Below are 22,191 nucleotides of genomic sequence, written 5' to 3'. Positions count from 1 at the left end.
TTTCTATTTATTCAACATAGAATGCAAACTTTGCGGCTCTATATCTACGAATTTATCGCTCTCAATTTTACCGATATAAGACATTTGGGCGCCTGGGAACTGTTTCATCTTCCAACCATCCATGTTGCGATTACCACTGTACATTGGATCTGCATATACACCTTCAATCGTAGCCGCTCGCATAAGTTCAAAGAACTCAGCAGAAGTCGTTCCAGTCATCTTCACTTCATCATTTTCAAAAGCTGTTAAAATCTTGTCCTGTTCTTCTGCACTTAACTCTTGAAAACTCTTCTGGTAATCAGATTGACTCTTTTCTTTTAACTTCTTAATTCCCATACGGAAGATCTCGCCACGATTCATCCGTGACTGATATCCTTGTGTGGGTTCACCCTTATAGAAAGGACCCTGCATATATTCCTTGGTATTATTGCCCCATGGACCTGCGAGTTGATGATCAATAAAGAACGGAACCCCTAGCTTAATAGCTCCTGGACCATTCTCATCCTCAGGGAAAACTCTCTCGCAGCTAGAAGCTAGCACCCGGAAGTCATCACGATTCGTGAAAAACATAAAGGCATCATTATATTGATCTTCACTTCCACCGTTAGACTGATTTTTGGTTTTCGGATCATCTTCCATAACCTGCATCGTAATGAAACTAGCTAATAACCCTCCACCGACTACACCACCTGCTGCATAACCACTTTTCTTTAAAAAGTCCCGGCGACTATATTTCTCTTGCTCGCTCATGTGTAGACCTCCCTTAAATGTTTTGTCATCAGTATTCCTCTAGAAAATACTGTTATACTTTCCAAAATAAAAAAGATGCTTAATCGTTTTAAGCATCAGTAAAAATATGTTAAAGTTTTTGTATTATAAAACGATTAATAGAGAGAGATTGCAAGAGGGGGAGATTAATTGAAAGCTATGATCGGGCAAGATAGTAAGCCCATTAAGGTTGGTATAATCGTTATATTCGTTATTGGGAGCTTTTTCTTTCCATTATTCCTGGTGATCTTCTTCCAAGACATCTTTTTCTTTTCTAGAGATCATATCTACTTCCAACCATTGCTATCTGCTTATGTACTATTCTTTGCAGGCTCTATGTTAATGGCCGGTACGCTCCTTTTAGATTTACTGTATAATTCAAGAAGAGAAAACAAGAATTTAAAGCATAGGCCCTGGATGTTTTTCTTGGGAATCCCCGTGGTTATACTTACTTGCACTCTAGGAATAAACAGTTACTTCTATTTTGATTCTAAAGGTCTACATTTTAATGAAGCCTTCACCTTAGAACGGACGGATATGGAATGGTCAAATATGAAAGAAGTTATTAAGATTACTACCCGCGAAAACAACACAGTCATATTAAAAGAACATGAGTTCATTGGAAAAGATGGTTCACATTTTACCGTGCAAAATGACAGAGACTTCTTTGACTATAGAAATAAGATATACGCATACATAGAAGCAGCAGATGTACCCATGAGAACAATCTTCATTGAACCAGAAGAATAATTAACAGTTTAAATCCTCTTCTGTCCACTGCTCCTTCTGGAAGGTTGCCCTCTTCCCATCTTTCAACATCTCAAATACAACTAAACCATTGCTTGGTTGTCCATCCGGATAACGCATAGGAATAGCGTCAAACATAACAAAATAAATGGAATAATAAACAAAGAGATTCCAGAACTTCTGTCCTTCAATAAGGTCATAAAAAATAAGAGCATTGACGCCTATTGCTACCATTATGTTAAAAATCATAGGGCCAGCGTATACGAGGATATAGTGAATACGAGAGTTCTTTTCAAGGCGTTCAAACTGACACCAGCTATAAAAAAAGTAATACTTCCGAAAACATAGTCGTCCAATCTGCAGTATAGGTTTACCGCAACCTATATCTAACGTTTGATTTCTCGCTTTAAAAAGCACCGCAAAGAACAAGTGTCCGATCTCATGGATCATGGACACGATGGGCAGTATAATAAATATTGAAACCATAAGATACAAAATATCGTACAACCCAAACATACTGATTGCCCTCCTCTGCGGTAAAAGTAGTCATGTGGGTTGGATTCCTTTTCAAAGAAGATATTAAACTAGGAACACTATCCTAAAATAGGAAATATAAAGAAAAAAGCTGCCCAATATGGACAGCTTTTTTCTTATGAGATGACCCCGGCAGGATTCGAACCTGCGACACAAGGTTTAGGAAACCTATGCTCTATCCCCTGAGCTACGGAGCCTTGAGAATATATTTTCTATTATATAGAAAAGTTATGCTTTTGAAAAGTTTCAGTTCTTAGCTCAATACATGGTATACAAGGAATTCGCACAACCTACATATGGAATGAATTTTAGAGGTTATGACCGTTACTTACGCCGGTTGATTATGATAAAATGTAGTTTGTCTGTCTGAACGTATAGAGTAATACTGTTGGCGAAGGAGGAGGAGAGATGGGGAATACTCCCTTTATTGCAGTAGAAGGACCAATTGGGGTAGGTAAAACATCATTAGCTCAAAAATTGGCTTCCCAATTTGAATATACACTGTTGAAAGAAATCGTAGAAGAGAATCCATTCTTAGGTAAATTCTATGACAACATTGAAGAGTGGAGTTTTCAAACAGAAATGTTCTTCCTGTGTAATCGATTTAAACAACTAGAGGATATTGAAACGTACTATTTGAATCAGAACAAACCTGTTATTTCTGATTACCATATTTCTAAGAACTTAATCTTTGCTGAAAGAACGTTAAAAGAAGCACAATATAAAAAGTATGTCCAAATATACGATATTCTTACTAAGGATATGCCTCGCCCAAATATGATTATTTATTTACACGCTAGCCTTGATAAGCTTCTTGAACGTATTAGAATGCGAGGGCGTGAAGTGGAACAAAATATTCAAGCGAGTTATTTAGAACAATTACTTCGAGATTACGAGTTATTTATGGAGAAATTCGAACGTGAACATCCAGATATTCCAGTGATCCGCTTCAACGGAGATAATCTCGATTTTGTTAAACATCAGGATGATTTAGATTATATGATTCAAACAATAGAGAATCACTTTAAAAAAGGGGAAGTTATATAATGAATGCACGCAACCAATATGGCATTCCACATGACGCCGTCATTACAATTGCGGGCACAGTCGGCGTTGGAAAGTCAACGATGACAAACGCTCTAGCCAGTGCCTTAAATTTTCGAACGTCATTTGAGAAAGTAGACACAAATCCATATTTGGATAAGTTTTATAATGACTTTGAACGTTGGAGTTTTCATCTACAAATATATTTCTTAGCTGAACGGTTTAAAGAACAGAAGAAAATTTTCGAGTACGGCGGTGGCTTCATACAAGACCGTTCTATTTATGAAGATACAGGCATCTTCGCAAAAATGCATTATGAAAAAGGCACAATGAACGAAGTAGATTATAACACTTATACGAACCTGTTTGATGCTATGGTCATGACACCTTACTTCCCACATCCGGACCTTCTCATATACCTAGAAGGTTCATTTGATGATGTGGTAGGCCGTATTAAAGAACGCGGGCGTCCTATGGAGCAACAAACCCCTGTCGAATACTGGGAAGAAATGTTCGGCCGTTATGAGAACTGGATCGATAACTTCAATGCATGCCCTGTACTACGTCTTAATATTGCTGATTATGACGTTGTAAATGATGAGAATTCCATTGAACCTATCTTAGAAAAGATCGGTCATTTCATCCAACAATCCCGTAAATGGCGCTCTCGTCAACTAACGTAAAAAAGTGTGAGCTTTCCTATCTAAAGGAAAAGCTCACACTTTTTTATAATCTCTGAAATTTGCAGATCCGTTACTTTAGAAGTGCTTGGTCTGGCTAGAGGATCACGGTTTTCTAAACAAAAGCAGACGGAAACATTCTCTCAAGCTTAGAGGCTTAAAGGTTGCTTCCTTATTCTTGACCAATCCTATTAAAAAAGACCATCAAAAAAACCTCAGTGATTACTCACTGAGGTTGTCTATATCGTTTGTGATTTTTCAATCTCCAATTTTTACGCGCATAAAAAATGGCGGAGGAGGAGGGATTCGAACCCCCGCGGGGCGTTAACCCCCTGGCGGTTTTCAAGACCGCTCCCTTCAGCCGAACTTGGGTACTCCTCCGTGTTGGCGACAATTAATAATATAACATTGTACATTATTAAAGTCAACAATTTTCAACAATTTTTTTATGAAATGTTGAATGATGTCGAGCGCATTTAAATATGCTCAAAAACTCAACAAAAACCATTGTACCTGAACTTCACGTATAATACAAGGGTTTTATTAAAATTTTTAATAGAAGTGTGGTTATCACCTTTAGCTTCCCAATATTAAAAAAGAGAAAGGACTTCTTTATAAGTCCTTTCTCTTTAATAACAAGTATAAGTTTTTTACGACATTATACTCTGTTTATTGAATAACTTCCTTACCACCCATATATGGTCGAAGGACTTCTGGAACTTTTACAGTACCATCTTCTTGCTGATAGTTCTCCAATATGGCTGCTACTGTGCGTCCTAGAGCTAGCCCAGAGCCGTTTAATGTATGAACAAATTCAGGCTTTCCTTTCTGATCACGACGGAAGCGAATACCTGCACGACGTGCCTGGAAATCTCCAAAATTCGAGCAAGATGAGATCTCACGATACGTATTATAACTAGGTAACCAAACCTCGATGTCATATTTCTTTGCTGCAGTAAAGCCAAGGTCTCCTGTACACATGTCCATGACACGATAAGGTAGATTCAATAACTGCAGTACTTTCTCAGCATGACCTGTAAGCTGTTCAAGCGCATCATAAGACTCTTCAGGTTTCACAAATTGCACAAGCTCTACTTTATTGAATTGGTGCTGACGGATTAAACCACGCGTGTCACGACCAGCAGACCCTGCTTCAGAACGGAAGCAAGCACTGAATGCTACATATTTACGCGGTAGGTCATCAATGGACAGAATTTCCTCACGATGATAGTTCGTAACAGGAACCTCTGCTGTAGGTGCTAAGAAATAATCCCACTCTTCTACTTTAAAAGCGTCCTCTTCAAATTTAGGAAGTTGACCAGTACCAGTCATGCTTGTGCGATTAATCATGTAAGGAGGTAGCATTTCCTCATAATCATGCTCTTCTGCATGTAAGTCCATCATAAAGCTCATTAGAGCGCGCTCTAAGCGGGCACCTAACTTTTTATAGAATGTAAAGCGACTCCCCGTGACTTTAGATGCTCTTTCAAAATCTAAAATGTCTAAGTGGTCAGCCACATCCCAGTGGGCTTTAGGTTCAAACGAAAATTCAGGAATTTCTCCCCACTCGCGGGCAACTTGGTTATCCTCCTCATCGCTACCAACCGGTACGCTTTCATGAGGAATATTTGGGATAGAAAGAAGAAGTGTTTCTAGACGTTCCTCTACTTCTTTAAGTTCTGTATCTAATTCTTTAATGCGGTCCCCTACTTCACGCATTTCTGTAATTAAATGATCAGCATCTTTCTTTTCCTTTTTTAATGCAGAAATATCTTTAGATACCTCATTGCGTTTTGCCTTAAGTTCTTCTGTTTCACGAATTAACTCGCGACGACGCTCATCAAGTTCCCCGAATGTATCTAAGTCTGACAGGTCTTCACCTCGATTTTGAAGCTTATTTTTCACTTCATCAAAATTATTACGTAAGTATTTCAAATCTAACATGTTACTTCCTCCTTATAGATGTATACTACATACAAAAAACTCCCGCCCCTTAATCAATTGATTAGGGACGAGAGTTTGTATATTCCCGCGATGCCACCCTTATTGAAGGTATAAATCACCTTCCGGCTTACTTTTCAGTAACGATGCGTCAGCACCGGATATGCTTACTTGTCCTTTCGGCATATCTGCTCAAGGATGGATTGGCAACGCTCCTTCACTGGTTTGCACCACCCACCAGTTCTCTGTAGAAGGACACGTTGTTACTACTTCCTATCATCACGTTTCGTATATTTGTTGTTATGAAGAAGAATAGCGAATTTCTTGCTAAGATGCAAGTGTTTTCTTCGATTCTTCAACCATTTTTACAAAATGTTCGGTTAAACGATGGTCATCTGTTAACTCCGGGTGAAAAGCACATGCGAGGTAATGGCCGTCCTGAGCCGCAATGATTTTATCATTTTGCTTGGCTAGTACTTCGGCACCCTCACCGACTTCTACAATGTATGGTGCCCGGATAAAAACAGCTTCATACTCCTTAGCAATACCTTTAATGTCTAAGAAGGCTTCAAAACTATCTCTTTGACGCCCGAACGCATTTCGTTCGACGATCATGTTCATTAAACCAAGGTGTGGTTGATCTTGCCCTTGAATTCTTCCGGCTAATAAGATTAAGCCAGCACATGTTCCAAAGATTGGTTTACCACTTTGTCCGAACTGTTGTAAAGGCTCAAAAAAGCCATATTTATCGATTAAACGGCGCATTGTTGTACTCTCACCACCCGGTAATATCAAACCGTCAATATCATCCAGTTGAGATGTACGCTTTACAACTACGGCTTGAGCTCCGCTCGCTTCTATAGAGCGTACGTGCTCACGCACAGCCCCTTGTAAACCTAAGACACCAATTACAGTCATGATGCATTCCCCTTTTATCAATTACATGCTGCGATCTTGCATACGATCGGAAGGTTGAAGTGTAGACATCTCCATACCTTTCATAGCAGTTCCAAGACCCTTAGAAAGTTCTCCGATTAGTTTATAATCATCATAGTGAGTTGTTGCTTCTACAATAGCACGAGCAAATTTCTCAGGATTATTGGATTTAAAGATTCCAGAACCAACAAACACACCATCTGCACCTAATTGCATCATCAAGGCTGCGTCAGCAGGTGTTGCAATCCCTCCTGCAGCGAAGTTTACAACAGGTAGACGACCTTCTTCTTTAATCTGAAGAAGAAGTTCATAAGGTGCTCCAATGTTTTTAGCATAAGTCATTAGCTCATCTTCATTCATGCTTATTACTTGGCGGATCTGTGATTGAACTTCGCGCATGTGACGAACCGCTTCTACAATATTTCCTGTTCCAGGTTCGCCTTTAGTGCGTAGCATAGATGCACCTTCGCCAATACGACGTGTTGCTTCACCAAGATTACGACAACCACAAACAAATGGAACAGTATAATCATTCTTCTTAATATGAAATACTTCATCTGCAGGTGTTAGTACTTCACTCTCATCAATATAGTCCACGCCCATAGACTCTAATACGCGAGCTTCTACCACATGCCCAATACGAGCCTTTGCCATTACCGGTATAGATACAGCGTTCATTACTTCTTCAACAATGGTTGGATCAGCCATCCGAGCAACTCCACCTGCTGCACGGATATCTGCCGGAACGCGCTCGAGTGCCATAACTGCGACAGCCCCAGCCTCTTCAGCAATTTTAGCTTGCTCTGCATTTACAACGTCCATAATGACGCCGCCTTTTTGCATTTCTGCCATACCTCTTTTAACACGATCTGTACCTGTTTTTGACATGAATATTCCTCCTACTCCGAATGTGCATCATAGTGATTTAGTGATTAATAGAACTAAACTCTCTTAAAAATATTGTATAACAAACCACTCTAAAAGCCTACAAATTTACTAGGTTTAGAACCAACCTTTTACAGTATCTACAACGCTCGTAAAGATATCAGCAAAGAAACCTGTAATGGCCCCAATCATGAGCATAAACCAATTTGATTTCTCAACTTTTTCTTGTGTTACAAGTTCAACACTTTCGTTCTGTTCACCATCGGCAGTAATATACCCATAATTCTTTTTACTATTCACCAACGTAACTGAACCAACTTGTTGTCCTTTTTTAATAGGTGCTGTTAATTCACCCTTATCGTTTAAAGATGATTGATCAAGTGAGTACTCTACGCTATATTGATCCTCTGTACCTTTTTCAATCATTGTTGTCAGCGGACCATTTGAAGCAATCTCAACAGTGTCTTCTTTTCCTTTTGTTACAGGGACTGTCTTTTTATCTTCAATTTGAAACCCTTCAGGATATAATTCTTTCTTTTCAAATTGGTTAAAACCATAATCTAATAATTTTCTCGTTTCTTCAAAACGGGCTTCTTTACTATCGGTTTTCATGACTACAGAAATTAGACGCTGGTCGTCTCTTTCAGCAGTTCCTGTAAAGCAGTACCCTGCTAAATCCGTCCAACCTGTCTTTAGCCCATCCATACCTTCATATCCATATTGTGATAAGTATCCAGGCATTTCCGGAAGCATCCAGTTTAAGTTCTCAATTCTGTCTCCTTCGAACTCGGTAGTCGTCATACTAGAGACTTCAAGAGCATCTGGGTGATCGTTAATTAAACGATAGGCTAACAGTGCTGCAGAACGCGCAGACATTAGGTTATCCGCATTTGGCTCCGTACCTTTTGGAACATTTTCTCCTAGGTCTGTGTTTGACAGCCCAGTTGAGTTAACAAACGTTGCGTCCGGCAGTCCCAGTTCGTCTGCCTTATCATTCATCATTTTAACAAAGTCACCTTCTGAACCTGCTACAAGTTCGGCTAACGCAATGGTCGTTGCATTATCAGAATTAATCGCCATAGCTTCATAGAGCTCTCTGACTGTATAATCCTTATTCTGTTTCAACCCAACACCAGAGAAAGCCGGGTCAGCTGAAATGCTGTATGGATAATCTGTAATCTGAGTCGTAGTATCCCAGCTAATCTTTCCTTCTTTAATTGCTTCTAATACTAAGTATTCGGTCATCATTTTTGTCATACTAGCGGGTGGCAATGCTACATCTGCATCTTTCTCAAATAGTATTTTCCCAGTTTCCGCGTCTACTAGAATGGCTGTTTTAGCTTGCACATCTACCGCTGCCGAAGTTGTAATCGGTTTCGTTAGCATGGAAGTAAATGATACAAGTACCATTATTAGCATGATAAAGGGTACTTTTAATCTAGTTTTCAACGTCCTTCAACCTCCAAAAAGATAGTATACATATGACGCTATTTTATCATAGGACGACTTAATAGAGAAACAGACTTTCCGCCCGTTATGGCGGAACCTATCTACTATACGCCATATGTTTGACAAACCTCATCAAATCACATAGTACATTACGATGAGAATGATAAGCTCTAAGCTGGCTCGTTCTATATTTATTATTTTAATGAATATTCTTCAATACATTTACTAAACTAATTCTTATTAAAAGAATGAAGCTCAGATTATTATAATCTGAGCTTCATTGAGTACATGCTCTTTATTATTATTTTCTAAGACTTTATCAGACAGAGTAATTTGGAGCTTCTTTTGTGATCTGTACATCATGAGGGTGGCTTTCACGTAACCCTGCATTCGTAATTCGAGTAAAGCGTGAATTTTGGCGGAATGCTGTTAAATCAGCCGTTCCACAGTAACCCATGCTAGAGCGTAAACCACCGATTAATTGGTGAACTGTGTCAGCCAATGGCCCCTTATATGGTACTCGACCTTCTATGCCTTCTGGTACTAATTTGTTGGCCTCTGAGGATTCTTGGAAGTAGCGGTCTTTAGACCCTGACTTCATTGCATCTACTGAGCCCATACCACGATAAACTTTAAATTGACGTCCTTGGAAGATTACTGTTTCTCCAGGGCTCTCTGATACCCCAGCAAACATACTTCCAATCATAACAGCATGTGCACCAGCAGCAAGAGCTTTAGCTATATCACCAGAGTACTTAATACCTCCATCTGCAATGACAGGCACGCCATACTGTTTAGCTTCTAATGCACATTCATATACAGCTGAGATCTGCGGAACACCTACACCAGCAACGACACGTGTTGTACAAATAGAACCAGGCCCAATGCCTACTTTAATAATATTTGCTCCTGCTTCAATTAAATCACGAGTGGCTTCTGGAGTCCCTACATTTCCTGCAACAATATTTAAGTTAGGATAAAGTTTACGAACAGAAGATACTTGATCAATAACGCCTTGAGAGTGGCCGTGCGCTGTATCAATTACAATCATATCAACTCCGGCATCAACAAGTTTCTGAATACGCGTGTCTCCATCTGCAGTTACTCCCACTGCAGCACCAGCTAGTAACCGACCATATTCATCTTTAGCTGAGTTTGGAAACTCGATGACCTTTTCAATGTCTTTAATTGTAATTAATCCCTTTAAAACATGGTTTTCATCTACTAAAGGAAGTTTTTCTATTTTATAAGTTTGAAGAATCTTTTCTGCTTCATCTAAAGTTGTACCGACTGGAGCTGTAACAAGATTATCACTTGTCATAACTTCGGAGATTTGGATAGAGTAATCTTGGATAAATCGGAGATCTCTGTTTGTAATAATTCCTGTTAACTGTTGATCACGTTCGTTATTCACAATTGGAACACCTGATATACGATATTTCCCCATTAAGTGCTCGGCATCATAAACCTGGTGTTCTGGTGTTAGAAAGAAGGGGTTTGAAATAACGCCACTTTCACTTCGCTTTACACGATCAACCTGTTCAGCTTGTTCTTCAATGGACATATTTTTGTGAATAACCCCAATACCACCTTGGCGGGCCATCGCAATTGCCATTTCTGCTTCTGTCACTGTATCCATACCTGCACTCATGAGTGGTATGTTAAGCTTCAAAGTAGAGGACAATTCCGTTTTCACTTCAACATTCCTCGGAAGAACATCAGATCTCCCTGGAATTAATAGCACATCATCAAACGTCAAACTTTCTTTAGCAAACTTATCTTCACGCATTGATTACCCTCCTGACAAGTATTCATGTTTTCTGCTCATTAGGACAAACTAAAATCTATAAGTTATTATATTGTAGATTACACTACGTTATTAAAAGGGGATTTTCAACTGTTTTTAAGAAAGTGAGGCCTTCAATATGAATATACGAAATATTCTGTCCATTTACACAAAACTTCAATCCTCTCCGCTTTCACAGCAATACTTACATAAATGTTATGAAAGCCTCGATGTGGACGCTGAGCGTAAGAGCTATGATAATACGTATCGGCTCATCTATTACTTAGAACATGGGCAAACCTTTTATAAACAGGCGGAACAGTCCCCGTTGTCGGTCCAACCTATTCTTTACTTTTATGGGATGTCACAGTTTATTAAAGCAGCAATTTTAACAAAGCGTCCTGATTATCCTGAATCAACAAGTGTACTAGCTCATGGCGTTACAAGTAGAAAGAGAAAAAAGCAAAATTATTCATTTCTAAAAGACGAAGTAAAAATACAGAACAAAGGTCTTTTTTCATACGTTTCAGAGCATATGTTTCACATGGAACATTTTCCTAAAGAAAAATTTACTATGGATGAGCTACTTAAAAGAATTCCAGAAATGAAGGAGATCTATGGTTTTCTAGATACTCCCTCTAATGGGTATACAATAGGGAAAAGAGGAGATAAAGTACTCACAATACCTATCAAGATCCTTGATGATTATCATTGGAGTGAGAATTATTTCAAACAGCATATCCATTCAATTCTCCCAGAATGTGAAGAAATAAAAGTAGAACAAAATTCTATCAAGGTCTTTTTAACTTCTCCTATATCTACTATTCACCATCCTTATCTATACGTTAACCATGAGGATGAGCAATTATTTATTCCAAATCAACGATCATTACAATACCCATTGCCTGAACTGTTATCTCATTACTTAATTCTATATAACCTGAGTATGCTTTCTCGCTATGAAACAGAATGGTGGGGGGATATTCTTCATTCATACACAAGTGAAGATCTCGTTTACATCCGTACTTTCTTAGAGATTAGTAAGACTAAAATACCCTGGTTAATAGCTGATTTCCTTGCTTCTCATGTCACTAAAAACTAACGTCACCCAACACAAAAGGTTGGGTGACGTTTACCTATGATATAATCTCTTCGATATAAAGATCTCGGTGGTATTTCAAGTGAATAATCTCATCGCTATGATGTAAGCGAATCATAGGTCTTGTTGGGTGTTTGGATTCTATAAAAACAATCTCAGCAATTTGATTATTAGATAATCGCACCTTCATCCCTGAAGATAAACTTGTCATACTTTGTACAAGCGTTTGAATGACAGTGGGATCAAATTTTCCAAACTGTTGTTGTAACAATTCTTCTAAAACCTTGAAAGGAGATTGCTTGGATCGATAAACTCTTTCGGATGTCATCGCATGGTAGAGATCTGATACAGCAATAATTTTACCGAATGTATGTAACTTATTACTTGAAATCCCCAAAGGGTACCCGCTTCCATCTAATCGTTCATGATGTTGCAAGACACCAAGCCTAACCTCATTTTTTAAAGCAGGTACCTTTTCGACTAATCTATACGAGTATGTTGGGTGCTTTTTTACTTCATTGTATTCATAAGAAGTTAATGGCCCTTTTTTTAGTGTTATCTTCTCATCAATTTTAGACATCCCACAGTCACTTAAAAAACCAGCTATTCCAACTTGAATTTGTTCCCCTTTTGAGTATTGAAGCTGCTCAGCAATTAGCGCTGATAATAAGGCTACAGCTACACCGTGGTGATAAAAATAGTCATCCTTGCTCGTATAATGATGTAAGGAATAAACTTCGTTTTTATGCTGGGAAACTTGTTCAATAAGAGGTACGATGACTCGCCGAACAGCACTTATATCAATTCCGATCCCTGCTTGCCATTGGTGAAACATTTTTTTATAGGATTGCACTGCATACAAGTACTGATCTCTAAAGTCAGTTTGTTCTAGTTCTTGAACAGTCTCATTTCCTTCAGGCTCTTCCTTAATCTTTTGAGGTAAGAATGGGCTTCCGTTTGACAGTTTCTGCCCCACCTCGACTTCTTCAATTAAAAACTTATGTAAGATTGTAATGTGAATAGGCTTCACAACAGTATTCTTCGATACAATTGGGCTATTTGTTTTTCCCATCACATCACTCATCACAATACAACCAGGAATTAGCTGTCCAGGGTGTACACGCATGCTTCTTCCCCTCCAATTTGGACATTTAAAGTGTTTAATGTAAGAAAAAGGAGATGTTTGTACATCTCCTTTTCTTTTACTACTCTTCTTCTGATGTTGGATTTTCTTCGATGATTTCTTCTTGCTCAGTAGGTAATTCCTCATGATCTTCGGCTTGTTCACCAGGTTCTTCAAGTGTATCTTCTTCATGTGCTTCAGTTTGGATACGTGCTACTGTTGCTACCTCTTCACCCTCTTGAAGGCGAATTAGACGTACACCTTGAGTGTTACGACCTGTTTGGGAGATACTTTCTACAGCCATTCTAATTAACACACCTGCTTCTGTGATAATCATAACGTCTTCTTCTCCCGTCACAGCTTTAACAGCTACAACTTCTCCATTTTTCTCTGTAATATTACAAGTACGAATACCTTTACCACCGCGTCCTGTAATACGATACTCGTCGGCCGGTGTTCGTTTTCCGAAACCTTTAGTCGTTACGTTGAGGACTTGAAGACCGTCTTCAATGATTTCCATTGAAACAACTTCATCGTCTTCTCGTAAGGAAATACCCTTAACTCCGGCTGCTGTACGTCCCATAGTACGAACATCTTCCTCTGGGAAGCGAATGAGGTAACCGCCTTTGGTACCAATCATAATGTGTTTATCGCCATCAGTCATACGAACTGAAATGAGCTCGTCATCTTCTCTTAAATTCAAGGCAATTAGTCCACCACGACGAATATTAGCAAAAGCAGATAGAGTGGTACGCTTAGATATTCCTTGTTTGGTTGTGAAGAATAAATACCAATCGTCCGCAAAATCTTCGACGGATATAACAGCATTAATCCACTCATCTTTTTCAATTTCTAGCATGTTGATAATTGGAATCCCTTTAGCTGTCCGACTAAATTCAGGAACTTCATACCCTTTGGCACGGTATACTTTCCCTTTATTTGAGAAGAACAGAAGCGTATTATGCGTTGAAGTTGAAAGAAGGTGCTCAACGAAATCATTTTCGTTTGTCCCCATACTTTGAACTCCACGTCCGCCACGTCTTTGAGAACGGTATGTTGTGGCAGGTAGGCGCTTGATATACCCTTGATGAGTCAATGTAACAATGACTGTTTCTTCAGGAATCAGGTCCTCATCTTCAATAAAGTCTGTTCCTCCTGCAACAATCTCAGTCCGGCGTTCATCAGTAAAGCGTTCTTTTACTTCCGTTAATTCTTCTCGTATAATCTCAAGAACCTTTTCATTATCAGCTAAGATGGCTTTCAGCTCAGTAATTAGCTGCACAAGTTCGTCATATTCTTTTTCAATCTTATCGCGCTCTAATCCAGTTAAGCGTTGCAAACGCATGTCTAAGATCGCCTGAGCCTGCTTTTCAGAAAGCTCAAAGTTCGTCATTAGATTTTCACGCGCAATATCAGTTGTTTGAGATTCTCGAATTAACGCAATAATTTCATCAATATGATCAAGTGCAATGCGAAGCCCCTCTAAAATATGAGCACGTGCTTCCGCTTTACGCAACTCATATTCTGTTCGGCGACGGATGACGACCTTTTGATGTTCTAAGTAATGCTCAAGGCATTGCTTTAGATTTAATACTTTAGGTTGTCCATCTACTAATGCAAGCATATTGATTCCAAAGGATGTTTGAAGGGCTGTTTGTTTATATAAGTTATTTAAAACCACGTTTGGATTTACATCTTTACGAAGTTCGATCACAACACGCATACCTTCACGGTCAGATTCATCTCGTAGATCTGTAATTCCATCAATTTTTTTGTCTCGTACTAATTCGGCTACTTTTTCCACTAGCTTAGCTTTATTGACCTGGAAAGGAATCTCTGAAACCAGAAGACGGGATTTCCCGTTTTTCATTTCTTCGATGTCTACTTTCGCTCGGATGGTTATAGAACCTTTCCCTGTTTCATAAGCTTTTCTAATCCCACTTCTTCCTAAAATTTGACCAGAAGTAGGAAAGTCAGGTCCGTAAATATGCTCTGTCATAAGCTCATCAATAGTAATTTCGCTATTGTAACTCACTGCTAATACACCATCAATCACTTCACCTAAGTGGTGAGGAGGGATATTTGTAGCCATCCCAACAGCAATACCACTTGCACCATTAACGAGCAGGTTAGGGAAACGAGCAGGTAGCACAATAGGCTCTCTTTCAGTACCGTCATAGTTATCAGCATAATCAATGGTATCTTTATTAATATCTCTCAAAAGCTCCATTGAGATCTTTGACATTCTTGCTTCTGTATAACGCATTGCTGCAGCTGCGTCTCCATCAACAGAACCAAAGTTACCATGGCCATCTACTAACATAGCACGGTAGTTAAAATCTTGCGCCATACGTACCATAGAGTCATAAACGGCAGAGTCACCATGTGGGTGGTACTTACCAATAACATCCCCTACAATACGTGCAGACTTCTTATACGCTTTATCAGCATGCATACCTAAGTCATGCATTGCATATAGGATTCGTCGGTGTACAGGCTTTAATCCATCTCTTACGTCTGGTAAAGCACGGGATACAATAACACTCATTGCATAATCCATAAAGGATGTACGCATCTCTTGGCTAATATTGATTTCTTTTACGTTCGGGCGTTGTTGATCCGCCATCGTGATACCTCCTATTCAATGAGGAAAAAGAGATCTTTAATATCTCTTGGAGTTGATTCAACTTGTTCTCACATTTCATACTTAAGCTTACAAGCCGAACCACCATAAAAAGGGTTCGGCTTGTATGTGTTCTCTGAGCTGCTATTTATTTTAAACGTCTAAATTCTTCACGTACTGGGCATTATCTTGAATAAAGTTACGACGAGGTTCTACTTTATCTCCCATTAAAATCTCAAATACTTCATCAGCTTCCATTGCATCCTGCAAGCTAACCTGAAGCATTGTACGCGTTTCAGGATCCATTGTCGTCTCCCACAATTGTTCAGAGTTCATCTCACCCAGACCCTTGTAGCGTTGTAAGCTAGGCTTGGGCTGCTTAGATAACTGAGACAATGTGGCTTCCATTTCTTTATCATTAAACGCATAATGAATAGCTTTCCCTTGCTGAATTTTATATAAAGGTGGTTGAGCGATATAAATATAACCGTATTCGAGCAATGGACGCATGTAACGATAGAAGAATGTCAGGAGCAGGGTTCGGATGTGAGCACCATCAACATCTGCATCTGTCATAATGACAATTTTATGGTATCTTGCTTTAGAAATATCGAACTCTTCTCCAATACCAGTGCCTAGCGCTGTAATAATGGAACGAACCTCATTGTTAGATAAGATTTTATCTAACCGAGCTTTTTCAACGTTAATAATTTTACCTCGTAGAGGAAGAATGGCTTGGTAATGTCGATCTCGTCCTTGCTTAGCAGATCCTCCTGCTGAGTCACCCTCTACCACATACAACTCACTAATCTTTGCATCTTTAGAAGAACAGTCAGCTAATTTACCAGGTAAGTTAGATACTTCTAATGCACTTTTACGTCTTGTTAATTCACGCGCCTTCTTGGCAGCAGAACGTGCTCTTGAAGCCATCAATCCCTTTTCAACAATCATCTTCGCTGAGTCAGGGTTTTCAAATAAAAACTTAGAGAAGTACTCATTGAAGATATTATCCGTCACGGTACGAGCTTCGCTATTTCCTAACTTTGTCTTTGTTTGTCCCTCAAATTGAGGATCTGGATGTTTAATGGAAATAATAGCTGTAAGACCTTCGCGAACATCATCACCTGTCAGGTTTGGATCATTCTCTTTAAACATTTGGTTTCGACGAGCATAGTCGTTTATAGCCCTTGTAAGCGCCGTTTTAAAACCAGATTCATGCGTACCACCTTCATAGGTGTTGATGTTATTAGCAAAGGAATAAATATTACTTACAAAGCCATCGTTGTACTGTAAGGCTACTTCTACACTAATGTCTTCACTTTCATTCTCAACATAGAAAGGCTCGTGCAGACCTTCACGTGTACGGTTTAAATGCTCCACATATGAAACAATTCCACCTTCGTAAAGAAAATCTTTCGCCTCTTGTTCTTCATCACGTTTATCATCAATTGTAATGCGAATCCCTTTATTTAAAAACGCTAACTCACGAAGACGGTTAGCTAACGTATCAAAGTTATATTCTTTCGTTTCAGTGAAAATCTCGTCGTCAGGCATAAAATGAATACGTGTACCTGTTACATCTGTTTCACCAATGACTTTAAGATCTTCTTGTGGCACACCACGACGATACTGTTGGTAGTGAACCTTGCCATCTAAGTGCACATATACTTCCAGACTGCTAGACAAGGCATTTACTACAGATGCACCAACACCATGGAGACCACCTGAAACTTTATAACCGCCACCGCCGAATTTACCTCCTGCGTGCAGTACCGTTAAAATTACCTCTACTGCTGGACGATTGGCTTTTTTATGCATACCAACAGGAATTCCACGTCCATTATCAGTTACGGTAATACTATTATCTTTCTCAATTGTAACAGTGATGTGATCGCAATACCCAGCTAGCGCTTCATCAATACTGTTATCAACAATTTCCCAAACAAGGTGATGAAGTCCTTTTTCATTCGTTGAACCAATATACATTCCTGGACGCTTACGAACCGCTTCTAATCCTTCAAGCACCTGAATCTGACTCTCATCATACGCTTGTTGGTTTGGTAGATTTTCTTCCATCATCAGTCATTCACCTACATTTCTTTCCCTAGGTTATATTCTTTCGTTCCCATGAATCATTCTGCAAAGTCTTCGATTTTGTTCAATGTTGAAGTCATGTTGGCACGTTTCTTGAGAGTAAATACAGAAAGTGGACTAAAGTAAATATAGTCTTTAGTTATGACAATTGACTTTGCCTCTGCATTTGGAGATTCAAACACTCTCTGGTTGAGTCGCTGATTTTGAATCATTTCTTCAACAATTGAAGACGAAGTAAGCAGCTCATAGTCAATAATGGATATAACGTCTCCTGATTCAATGACATGATCTTCACCAATATGAATAAACAAAGTTCCACCTCAATTCGGCCTAGTAACGCTACCTTCTTGAACGTAAAAAACGTCCGCTTTTCGTAAAGTTTCGTGCTCAATGCCATCCACGCTCGTTGTTGATACAAACGTTTGGACTTTTCCTTGAATGGTATGCAATAGATGGGATTGTCTATAATCATCTAATTCACTTAATACATCATCTAACAGCAAAATGGGATATTCTCCAACTTCACTATGGATCAACTCAATTTCAGCCAGTTTTAAAGAAAGAGCTGTTGTACGTTGCTGCCCTTGAGAACCATATGTTTGGACGTCTTTACCATTTACATAGAAAATTAAATCATCACGATGCGGGCCAATTAAAGTAGTACCTCGCTCTAGTTCCCGCTTTTCAATTTCTTGAAATTTATCTTGGAATACCCTTACAAGCATAGACAAATCCATATCTTTTGATACTTCAGCTGTAGGATTATACTCAATTTCAAGCTTTTCTAGCTGTCGACTAATTCCTTCATGTATTGGCATGGCCCAATCTCTGAGGAGACCTAAAAACTTAAATCGTCTTTGAACAATCGTTGCAGCGTGCTCTATGAGTTGGTCAGTTAAGATTCGCAGCATTGTTAAATCAGGTTTTTGTTTGCGCTGGTATTCCTTCAATAAATGATTTCGTTGCTTTAAAATCTTTTGATACTGTCCCAAGTGATAAATATAAGCAGGCTGAATCTGTCCAATTTCCATGTCTATAAAACGACGACGAACCTGAGGATTTCCTTTTACAAGGTTTAGATCTTCAGGTGCAAACATGACAATATTTAATGCGCCTATATAATCGCTTAAACGTTTTTGCTCAAGATGGTTAAGCTTTGCCTTTTTCCCTTTTGTGGACGTTACAATTTCCAAAGGAAAGTGGCGCTTTCGCTTAAACACACTCCCCTTAATTTTAGCATATTCTTGGTCCCACATGATAAGTTCTTTATCCCGAGGGGTTCTATGGGATTTCGCAAAAGCCAAAACATATATAGCTTCCATAAGATTTGTTTTACCTTGAGCATTCTCACCAATAATAACGTTAACCTTATCATCGAATGTTATATCTAAATGCTCGTAGTTACGGTAGTGTTTTAAAGTTAGTTGTTCTAAATGCATAGGGAGTCCCCTTCAACTTAATTGGGAAATTAAGATTCTGATACAACCTTAAAGGTACCTACACCTTCAACTTCTACAAGATCTCCAAAAGATAATTTTTTACCACGACGATCTTCCCTTTCCCCATTAACAAAAACTGGGTACTCAGACAAGAACCATTTTGCCATTCCACCGGTTTCAATGACGTTTGCGATCTGCAAAAATTTACCTAAAGGAATCATATCAGTTTCTATTTCAATATTTTCATACATGTATTTTTCACCCTAATTCCAGACTTGACCTTCTACCTATTTTACTAAAGATTTGTCCATAAGAAAAGCAAGGGATGACATCCCTTGCTTTTTATTTCTAGAATCATAACAATTAGTACGTTCTAACAGGTAAAATCAATTGCAATATTTGATCATTTTCATTAGGACGGATTAAGAATGGGCGCATGGCTCCAGTGAATTGAATATTTACTTTTTCACAATCAACCACTTTCAATGCATCCATCATATACTTTGCACTAAAGGAAATCTTAAGATCTTCTCCTTCTAAAGATTCAGCTGTTACTTCTTCTACAACGTTACCTACCTCAGGAGAATTACTTGTAATTTCCACTCGATTATTTTCTTTTGTTGTAAGTTTAACAACACTATTACGATTTTCCTTAGCTAATAGTGAAGCACGGTCAATGGATTGAAGCAGCTCTTTGGTATCAATGTAAACCGTTGTTTTTACTTCATCTGGAATTAAACGAGACGTTTCAGGATAATTGCCATCTAATAAGCGTGAAAGGAAATATAGATGCTTAGTACGGAATAAAATTTGATTCTCTGTGACGCTGATTTCTATGGTTTCCTGAGAATCATCAAGAATTTTATTCAGTTCTGTCAAACTCTTTCCAGGGATCACAACATTCTCAAATGATAACGGCTGAACATTTTCACCCATTGGGATTTTTCTTGATGCAAGACGATGGCTATCTGTAGCAATAAAGTACAGGTCATCACTTTCCACCTTCATGTTTACACCTGTCAAGATAGGGCGTGTTTCTGAGGTGGACACCGCGAAGACAGTTTGTCGAATTAAGTCTTTCAGTAAATCAATAGGCACTTCAAAACTTTGGTTCGTTTGAATTTGCGGTAAATGCGGGTATTCTTCTGCGTCTTGACCATTTAAGTGAAACTCTGCACTACCTGATCGAATATTCACGTTGAAATGATCATCTACTTCTATTTCAACTGTTTGTTGAGGTAACTTCTTAACGATATCAGGAAAATACTTAGCTTGTAGAACAATGCTACCAGGTTCGATGTTTTCAACTAGTACGATTCCATCTTCCTCTACTGGAATGAATGACTCAATTGTTACATCAGAGTCGCTTCCTGTCAGTTTTACTCCGTACTCTGTCGCTTCAACTTTCATTCCTGTAAGAATAGGAATCGTAGTTCTAGAAGAGATGGCTTTCATAACATCTTGGACGCTATTCATTAATTGATCGCGTTGTATTGTAAATCTCATGAATCAAATCCTCCTAAATGGAATTCCATTAGTTATATTTATATTATAAAAAAAGGTCGTAGTAGTCGTAAGGGCTGTGAATATGTGTATAAGTAGTGGTGACCCTATGACAGCAAGGATATTCACATGTGGATAGAGTGTGTGTAACTTTAAGGACAACTCATATGGCTATCCACAGCTCATTTTACGATTTTAGTGTTTCTTTTAATTCCTCTAAGTCTTTTTGTAATTGCTGATCCTGACTTAGCATCTTTGAAATTTTCTCATGAGCATGGATTACCGTCGTATGATCACGCCCTCCAAACTCTTCTCCTATTTTCGGCAGTGAATAATCTGTCATTTCTCTTGATAGATACATGGCAATTTGTCTTGGATAAGCTATTGTTTTGGTTCGCTTTTTAGCTGCAAAGTCATCAAGCTTAATACTGTACTTTTCAGCTACAACTTCCTGAATAGCCTGGATTGTAATGACTTTTGGCTTTGAGCTTGGAATAATGTCTTTCAAAGCTTCAGCTGCTAAAGATGCATCAATATCACGATTAATTAGAGAAGAATACGCCACAACACGTATGAGAGCTCCTTCTAATTCTCGAATATTTGTATCAATTTGGTTAGCAATATAAAGCATTACCTCATTTGGGATATCTAGACCTTCTGCTTTGGCCTTCTTTCGTAAAATAGCTATACGCGTTTCTAAATCTGGCGGAGTAATATCAGTTATGAGTCCCCATTCAAATCGAGAACGTAAGCGGTCCTCTAAAGTTGGAATCTCTTTAGGTGGTCGGTCACTAGAAATGACAATTTGTTTGTTTTCTTCGTGAAGTGTATTAAAAGTGTGGAAGAATTCCTCTTGCGTTTGTTCTTTTCCAGCTAGGAATTGAATATCATCAATTAGTAGCACGTCTACATTACGATATTTGTTGCGAAAGTTAACTGCTTTATTGTCTCTAATAGAATTAATAAATTCATTTGTAAATTTCTCTGAAGATAGATAAACGACTTTGGCGGAAGGGTTATGATCAAGTACATAATGTCCGATAGCATGCATTAAGTGAGTCTTCCCTAACCCCACACCCCCATAAATAAACAGCGGATTATATGCTTTAGCTGGCGCTTCTGCAACAGCTAGTGAGGCTGCATGGGCGAAGCGATTTCCTGAACCAATAACGAAAGTATCAAATGTATATTTAGAATTGAGCATACTTTGAGGAGATTCCTCTTGCTCATTTTGCTGCATATTTTGTACTTGTTTCATTGCAGGTTTTACGTCATCAGGAGTAACGTCTTTCGCCTCCGGAATAATAAATTTCGTTTGCAGTTGAGCCCCTGTTACTTCGAATAAAGCATCAGATATTAACTTAGAATAGCGGCTTTCGAGCCAATCTCTAGCAAATTCATTGGGAGCTACGATTATGAGCGTATCATCTTTAAGAGAGTCTGCTTTTGTACTTTTCAGCCACGTCTCAAAGCTGGGTTTACTTATTTTTTCCTCTATTTTCGTGAGCGTATTATCCCAAAGCTCGTTGATATTTTCCAA

At 38.7% G+C, this 22,191-nt stretch carries 19 protein-coding genes, 2 tRNA genes and 1 other annotated feature; of the genes, 4 read left to right on the top strand and 17 right to left on the bottom strand.

What is annotated here, in order from left to right; genetic code table 11:
- Positions 1 to 3: 3 nt before the first annotated feature.
- Positions 4 to 750 (bottom strand): gluconate 2-dehydrogenase subunit 3 family protein, encoded by a 747-nt coding sequence (locus tag IMZ31_RS00105; RefSeq protein ID WP_207528759.1) that lies wholly within the window; start codon positions 748 to 750, stop codon positions 4 to 6.
- Positions 751 to 918: 168 nt separating this feature from the next.
- On the opposite strand from IMZ31_RS00105, the gene IMZ31_RS00100 reads away from it, so the two are divergent.
- On the top strand, positions 919 to 1,518 hold the full coding sequence (locus IMZ31_RS00100; RefSeq protein WP_207528758.1) for a hypothetical protein: 600 nt from the start codon (positions 919 to 921) through the stop codon (positions 1,516 to 1,518).
- Here the strand turns inward: IMZ31_RS00100 and IMZ31_RS00095 are convergent, their stop codons facing one another.
- Positions 1,519 to 2,031 carry a site-2 protease family protein gene (locus IMZ31_RS00095; RefSeq protein ID WP_207528757.1) on the bottom strand — a complete coding sequence of 171 codons (513 nt, stop codon included), beginning with the start codon at positions 2,029 to 2,031 and terminating at the stop codon, positions 1,519 to 1,521.
- A 142-nt stretch (positions 2,032 to 2,173) separates the two neighbouring features.
- Positions 2,174 to 2,246: transfer RNA gene (locus tag IMZ31_RS00090), tRNA-Arg, on the bottom strand.
- Between the two features lie 211 nt (positions 2,247 to 2,457).
- On the opposite strand from IMZ31_RS00090, the gene IMZ31_RS00085 reads away from it, so the two are divergent.
- Both IMZ31_RS00085 and IMZ31_RS00080 read left to right on the top strand, forming a co-directional pair.
- Positions 2,458 to 3,096, top strand: coding sequence for a deoxynucleoside kinase (locus IMZ31_RS00085; RefSeq protein ID WP_036780608.1), 639 nt, complete (start codon positions 2,458 to 2,460; stop codon positions 3,094 to 3,096).
- Complete coding sequence (locus IMZ31_RS00080; RefSeq protein ID WP_036780606.1) at positions 3,096 to 3,776, top strand: deoxynucleoside kinase; 681 nt, start codon at positions 3,096 to 3,098, stop codon at positions 3,774 to 3,776. The genes IMZ31_RS00085 and IMZ31_RS00080 overlap by 1 nt, the downstream gene beginning before the upstream one ends.
- 285 nt (positions 3,777 to 4,061) lie before the next feature.
- Here IMZ31_RS00080 and IMZ31_RS00075 read toward each other — a convergent pair.
- From IMZ31_RS00075 to guaB, 6 genes are all read right to left on the bottom strand, one after another.
- Positions 4,062 to 4,154, bottom strand: a tRNA-Ser gene (locus IMZ31_RS00075).
- 288 nt (positions 4,155 to 4,442) lie between these two features.
- A complete protein-coding gene (gene serS, locus IMZ31_RS00070; protein ID WP_207528756.1) occupies positions 4,443 to 5,717 on the bottom strand; it encodes a serine--tRNA ligase in 1,275 nt (424 codons plus the stop codon).
- Positions 5,718 to 5,777: 60 nt separating this feature from the next.
- Positions 5,778 to 6,003: a binding site (T-box leader), on the bottom strand.
- A 38-nt stretch (positions 6,004 to 6,041) separates the two neighbouring features.
- Positions 6,042 to 6,632 (bottom strand): pyridoxal 5'-phosphate synthase glutaminase subunit PdxT, encoded by a 591-nt coding sequence (gene pdxT / locus IMZ31_RS00065; protein ID WP_207528755.1) that lies wholly within the window; start codon positions 6,630 to 6,632, stop codon positions 6,042 to 6,044.
- A 21-nt stretch (positions 6,633 to 6,653) separates the two neighbouring features.
- Positions 6,654 to 7,538 carry a pyridoxal 5'-phosphate synthase lyase subunit PdxS gene (gene pdxS, locus IMZ31_RS00060; protein ID WP_207528754.1) on the bottom strand — a complete coding sequence of 295 codons (885 nt, stop codon included), beginning with the start codon at positions 7,536 to 7,538 and terminating at the stop codon, positions 6,654 to 6,656.
- Between the two features lie 114 nt (positions 7,539 to 7,652).
- The gene (locus IMZ31_RS00055; protein WP_371825465.1) at positions 7,653 to 8,984 is read right to left on the bottom strand and encodes a serine hydrolase; all 1,332 of its coding nucleotides are present in this window, start codon (positions 8,982 to 8,984) and stop codon (positions 7,653 to 7,655) included.
- A 319-nt stretch (positions 8,985 to 9,303) separates the two neighbouring features.
- Entirely contained in the window at positions 9,304 to 10,773 is a 1,470-nt protein-coding gene (guaB, locus tag IMZ31_RS00050; protein ID WP_207528753.1) for an IMP dehydrogenase, read from the bottom strand.
- A gap of 136 nt (positions 10,774 to 10,909) precedes the next feature.
- Here guaB and IMZ31_RS00045 point away from each other — a divergent pair, with 136 nt between their 5' ends.
- Positions 10,910 to 11,872 carry a YaaC family protein gene (locus IMZ31_RS00045; protein ID WP_207528752.1) on the top strand — a complete coding sequence of 321 codons (963 nt, stop codon included), beginning with the start codon at positions 10,910 to 10,912 and terminating at the stop codon, positions 11,870 to 11,872.
- A gap of 34 nt (positions 11,873 to 11,906) precedes the next feature.
- On the opposite strand, the gene IMZ31_RS00040 is transcribed toward IMZ31_RS00045, so the two are convergent.
- From IMZ31_RS00040 to dnaA, 8 genes are all read right to left on the bottom strand, one after another.
- The gene (locus IMZ31_RS00040) at positions 11,907 to 12,995 is read right to left on the bottom strand and encodes an HD-GYP domain-containing protein (protein WP_207528751.1); all 1,089 of its coding nucleotides are present in this window, start codon (positions 12,993 to 12,995) and stop codon (positions 11,907 to 11,909) included.
- Positions 12,996 to 13,074: 79 nt separating this feature from the next.
- Positions 13,075 to 15,618: a DNA gyrase subunit A gene (gene gyrA / locus IMZ31_RS00035; RefSeq protein WP_207528750.1), complete on the bottom strand. Its 2,544-nt coding sequence runs from the start codon at positions 15,616 to 15,618 to the stop codon at positions 13,075 to 13,077.
- A 150-nt stretch (positions 15,619 to 15,768) separates the two neighbouring features.
- Complete coding sequence (gyrB, locus tag IMZ31_RS00030) at positions 15,769 to 17,691, bottom strand: DNA topoisomerase (ATP-hydrolyzing) subunit B (protein ID WP_207530253.1); 1,923 nt, start codon at positions 17,689 to 17,691, stop codon at positions 15,769 to 15,771.
- A gap of 56 nt (positions 17,692 to 17,747) precedes the next feature.
- Complete coding sequence (gene remB / locus IMZ31_RS00025; protein ID WP_036780582.1) at positions 17,748 to 18,020, bottom strand: extracellular matrix regulator RemB; 273 nt, start codon at positions 18,018 to 18,020, stop codon at positions 17,748 to 17,750.
- Positions 18,021 to 18,029: 9 nt separating this feature from the next.
- Positions 18,030 to 19,148, bottom strand: a complete 1,119-nt coding sequence (gene recF / locus IMZ31_RS00020; protein ID WP_036780580.1) for a DNA replication/repair protein RecF — start codon at positions 19,146 to 19,148, stop codon at positions 18,030 to 18,032.
- Between the two features lie 29 nt (positions 19,149 to 19,177).
- On the bottom strand, positions 19,178 to 19,399 hold the full coding sequence (yaaA, locus tag IMZ31_RS00015; protein ID WP_036780572.1) for a S4 domain-containing protein YaaA: 222 nt from the start codon (positions 19,397 to 19,399) through the stop codon (positions 19,178 to 19,180).
- Between the two features lie 112 nt (positions 19,400 to 19,511).
- Positions 19,512 to 20,654 (bottom strand): DNA polymerase III subunit beta, encoded by a 1,143-nt coding sequence (dnaN, locus tag IMZ31_RS00010; protein WP_207528749.1) that lies wholly within the window; start codon positions 20,652 to 20,654, stop codon positions 19,512 to 19,514.
- Between the two features lie 184 nt (positions 20,655 to 20,838).
- On the bottom strand, positions 20,839 to 22,191 hold the full coding sequence (gene dnaA / locus IMZ31_RS00005) for a chromosomal replication initiator protein DnaA (protein ID WP_036780568.1): 1,353 nt from the start codon (positions 22,189 to 22,191) through the stop codon (positions 20,839 to 20,841).

Source organism: Pontibacillus sp. ALD_SL1, assembly GCF_017355605.1.
This window is presented reverse-complemented; position numbering and strand designations above follow the sequence as displayed.

Coding starts and splice junctions, on each gene's coding strand:
- IMZ31_RS00040 (WP_207528751.1), bottom strand. CDS start 12,995: ATGCGTGTACACCCTGGACAGCTAATTCCTGGTTGTATTGTGATGAGT.
- gyrB (WP_207530253.1), bottom strand. CDS start 17,691: ATGGAAGAAAATCTACCAAACCAACAAGCGTATGATGAGAGTCAGATT.
- guaB (WP_207528753.1), bottom strand. CDS start 10,773: ATGCGTGAAGATAAGTTTGCTAAAGAAAGTTTGACGTTTGATGATGTG.
- dnaN (WP_207528749.1), bottom strand. CDS start 20,654: ATGAGATTTACAATACAACGCGATCAATTAATGAATAGCGTCCAAGAT.
- IMZ31_RS00080 (WP_036780606.1), top strand. CDS start 3,096: ATGAATGCACGCAACCAATATGGCATTCCACATGACGCCGTCATTACA.
- gyrA (WP_207528750.1), bottom strand. CDS start 15,618: ATGGCGGATCAACAACGCCCGAACGTAAAAGAAATCAATATTAGCCAA.
- recF (WP_036780580.1), bottom strand. CDS start 19,148: ATGCATTTAGAACAACTAACTTTAAAACACTACCGTAACTACGAGCAT.
- pdxT (WP_207528755.1), bottom strand. CDS start 6,632: ATGACTGTAATTGGTGTCTTAGGTTTACAAGGGGCTGTGCGTGAGCAC.
- pdxS (WP_207528754.1), bottom strand. CDS start 7,538: ATGTCAAAAACAGGTACAGATCGTGTTAAAAGAGGTATGGCAGAAATG.
- IMZ31_RS00085 (WP_036780608.1), top strand. CDS start 2,458: ATGGGGAATACTCCCTTTATTGCAGTAGAAGGACCAATTGGGGTAGGT.
- IMZ31_RS00105 (WP_207528759.1), bottom strand. CDS start 750: ATGAGCGAGCAAGAGAAATATAGTCGCCGGGACTTTTTAAAGAAAAGT.
- IMZ31_RS00045 (WP_207528752.1), top strand. CDS start 10,910: ATGAATATACGAAATATTCTGTCCATTTACACAAAACTTCAATCCTCT.
- serS (WP_207528756.1), bottom strand. CDS start 5,717: ATGTTAGATTTGAAATACTTACGTAATAATTTTGATGAAGTGAAAAAT.
- yaaA (WP_036780572.1), bottom strand. CDS start 19,399: ATGTATGAAAATATTGAAATAGAAACTGATATGATTCCTTTAGGTAAA.
- IMZ31_RS00095 (WP_207528757.1), bottom strand. CDS start 2,031: ATGTTTGGGTTGTACGATATTTTGTATCTTATGGTTTCAATATTTATT.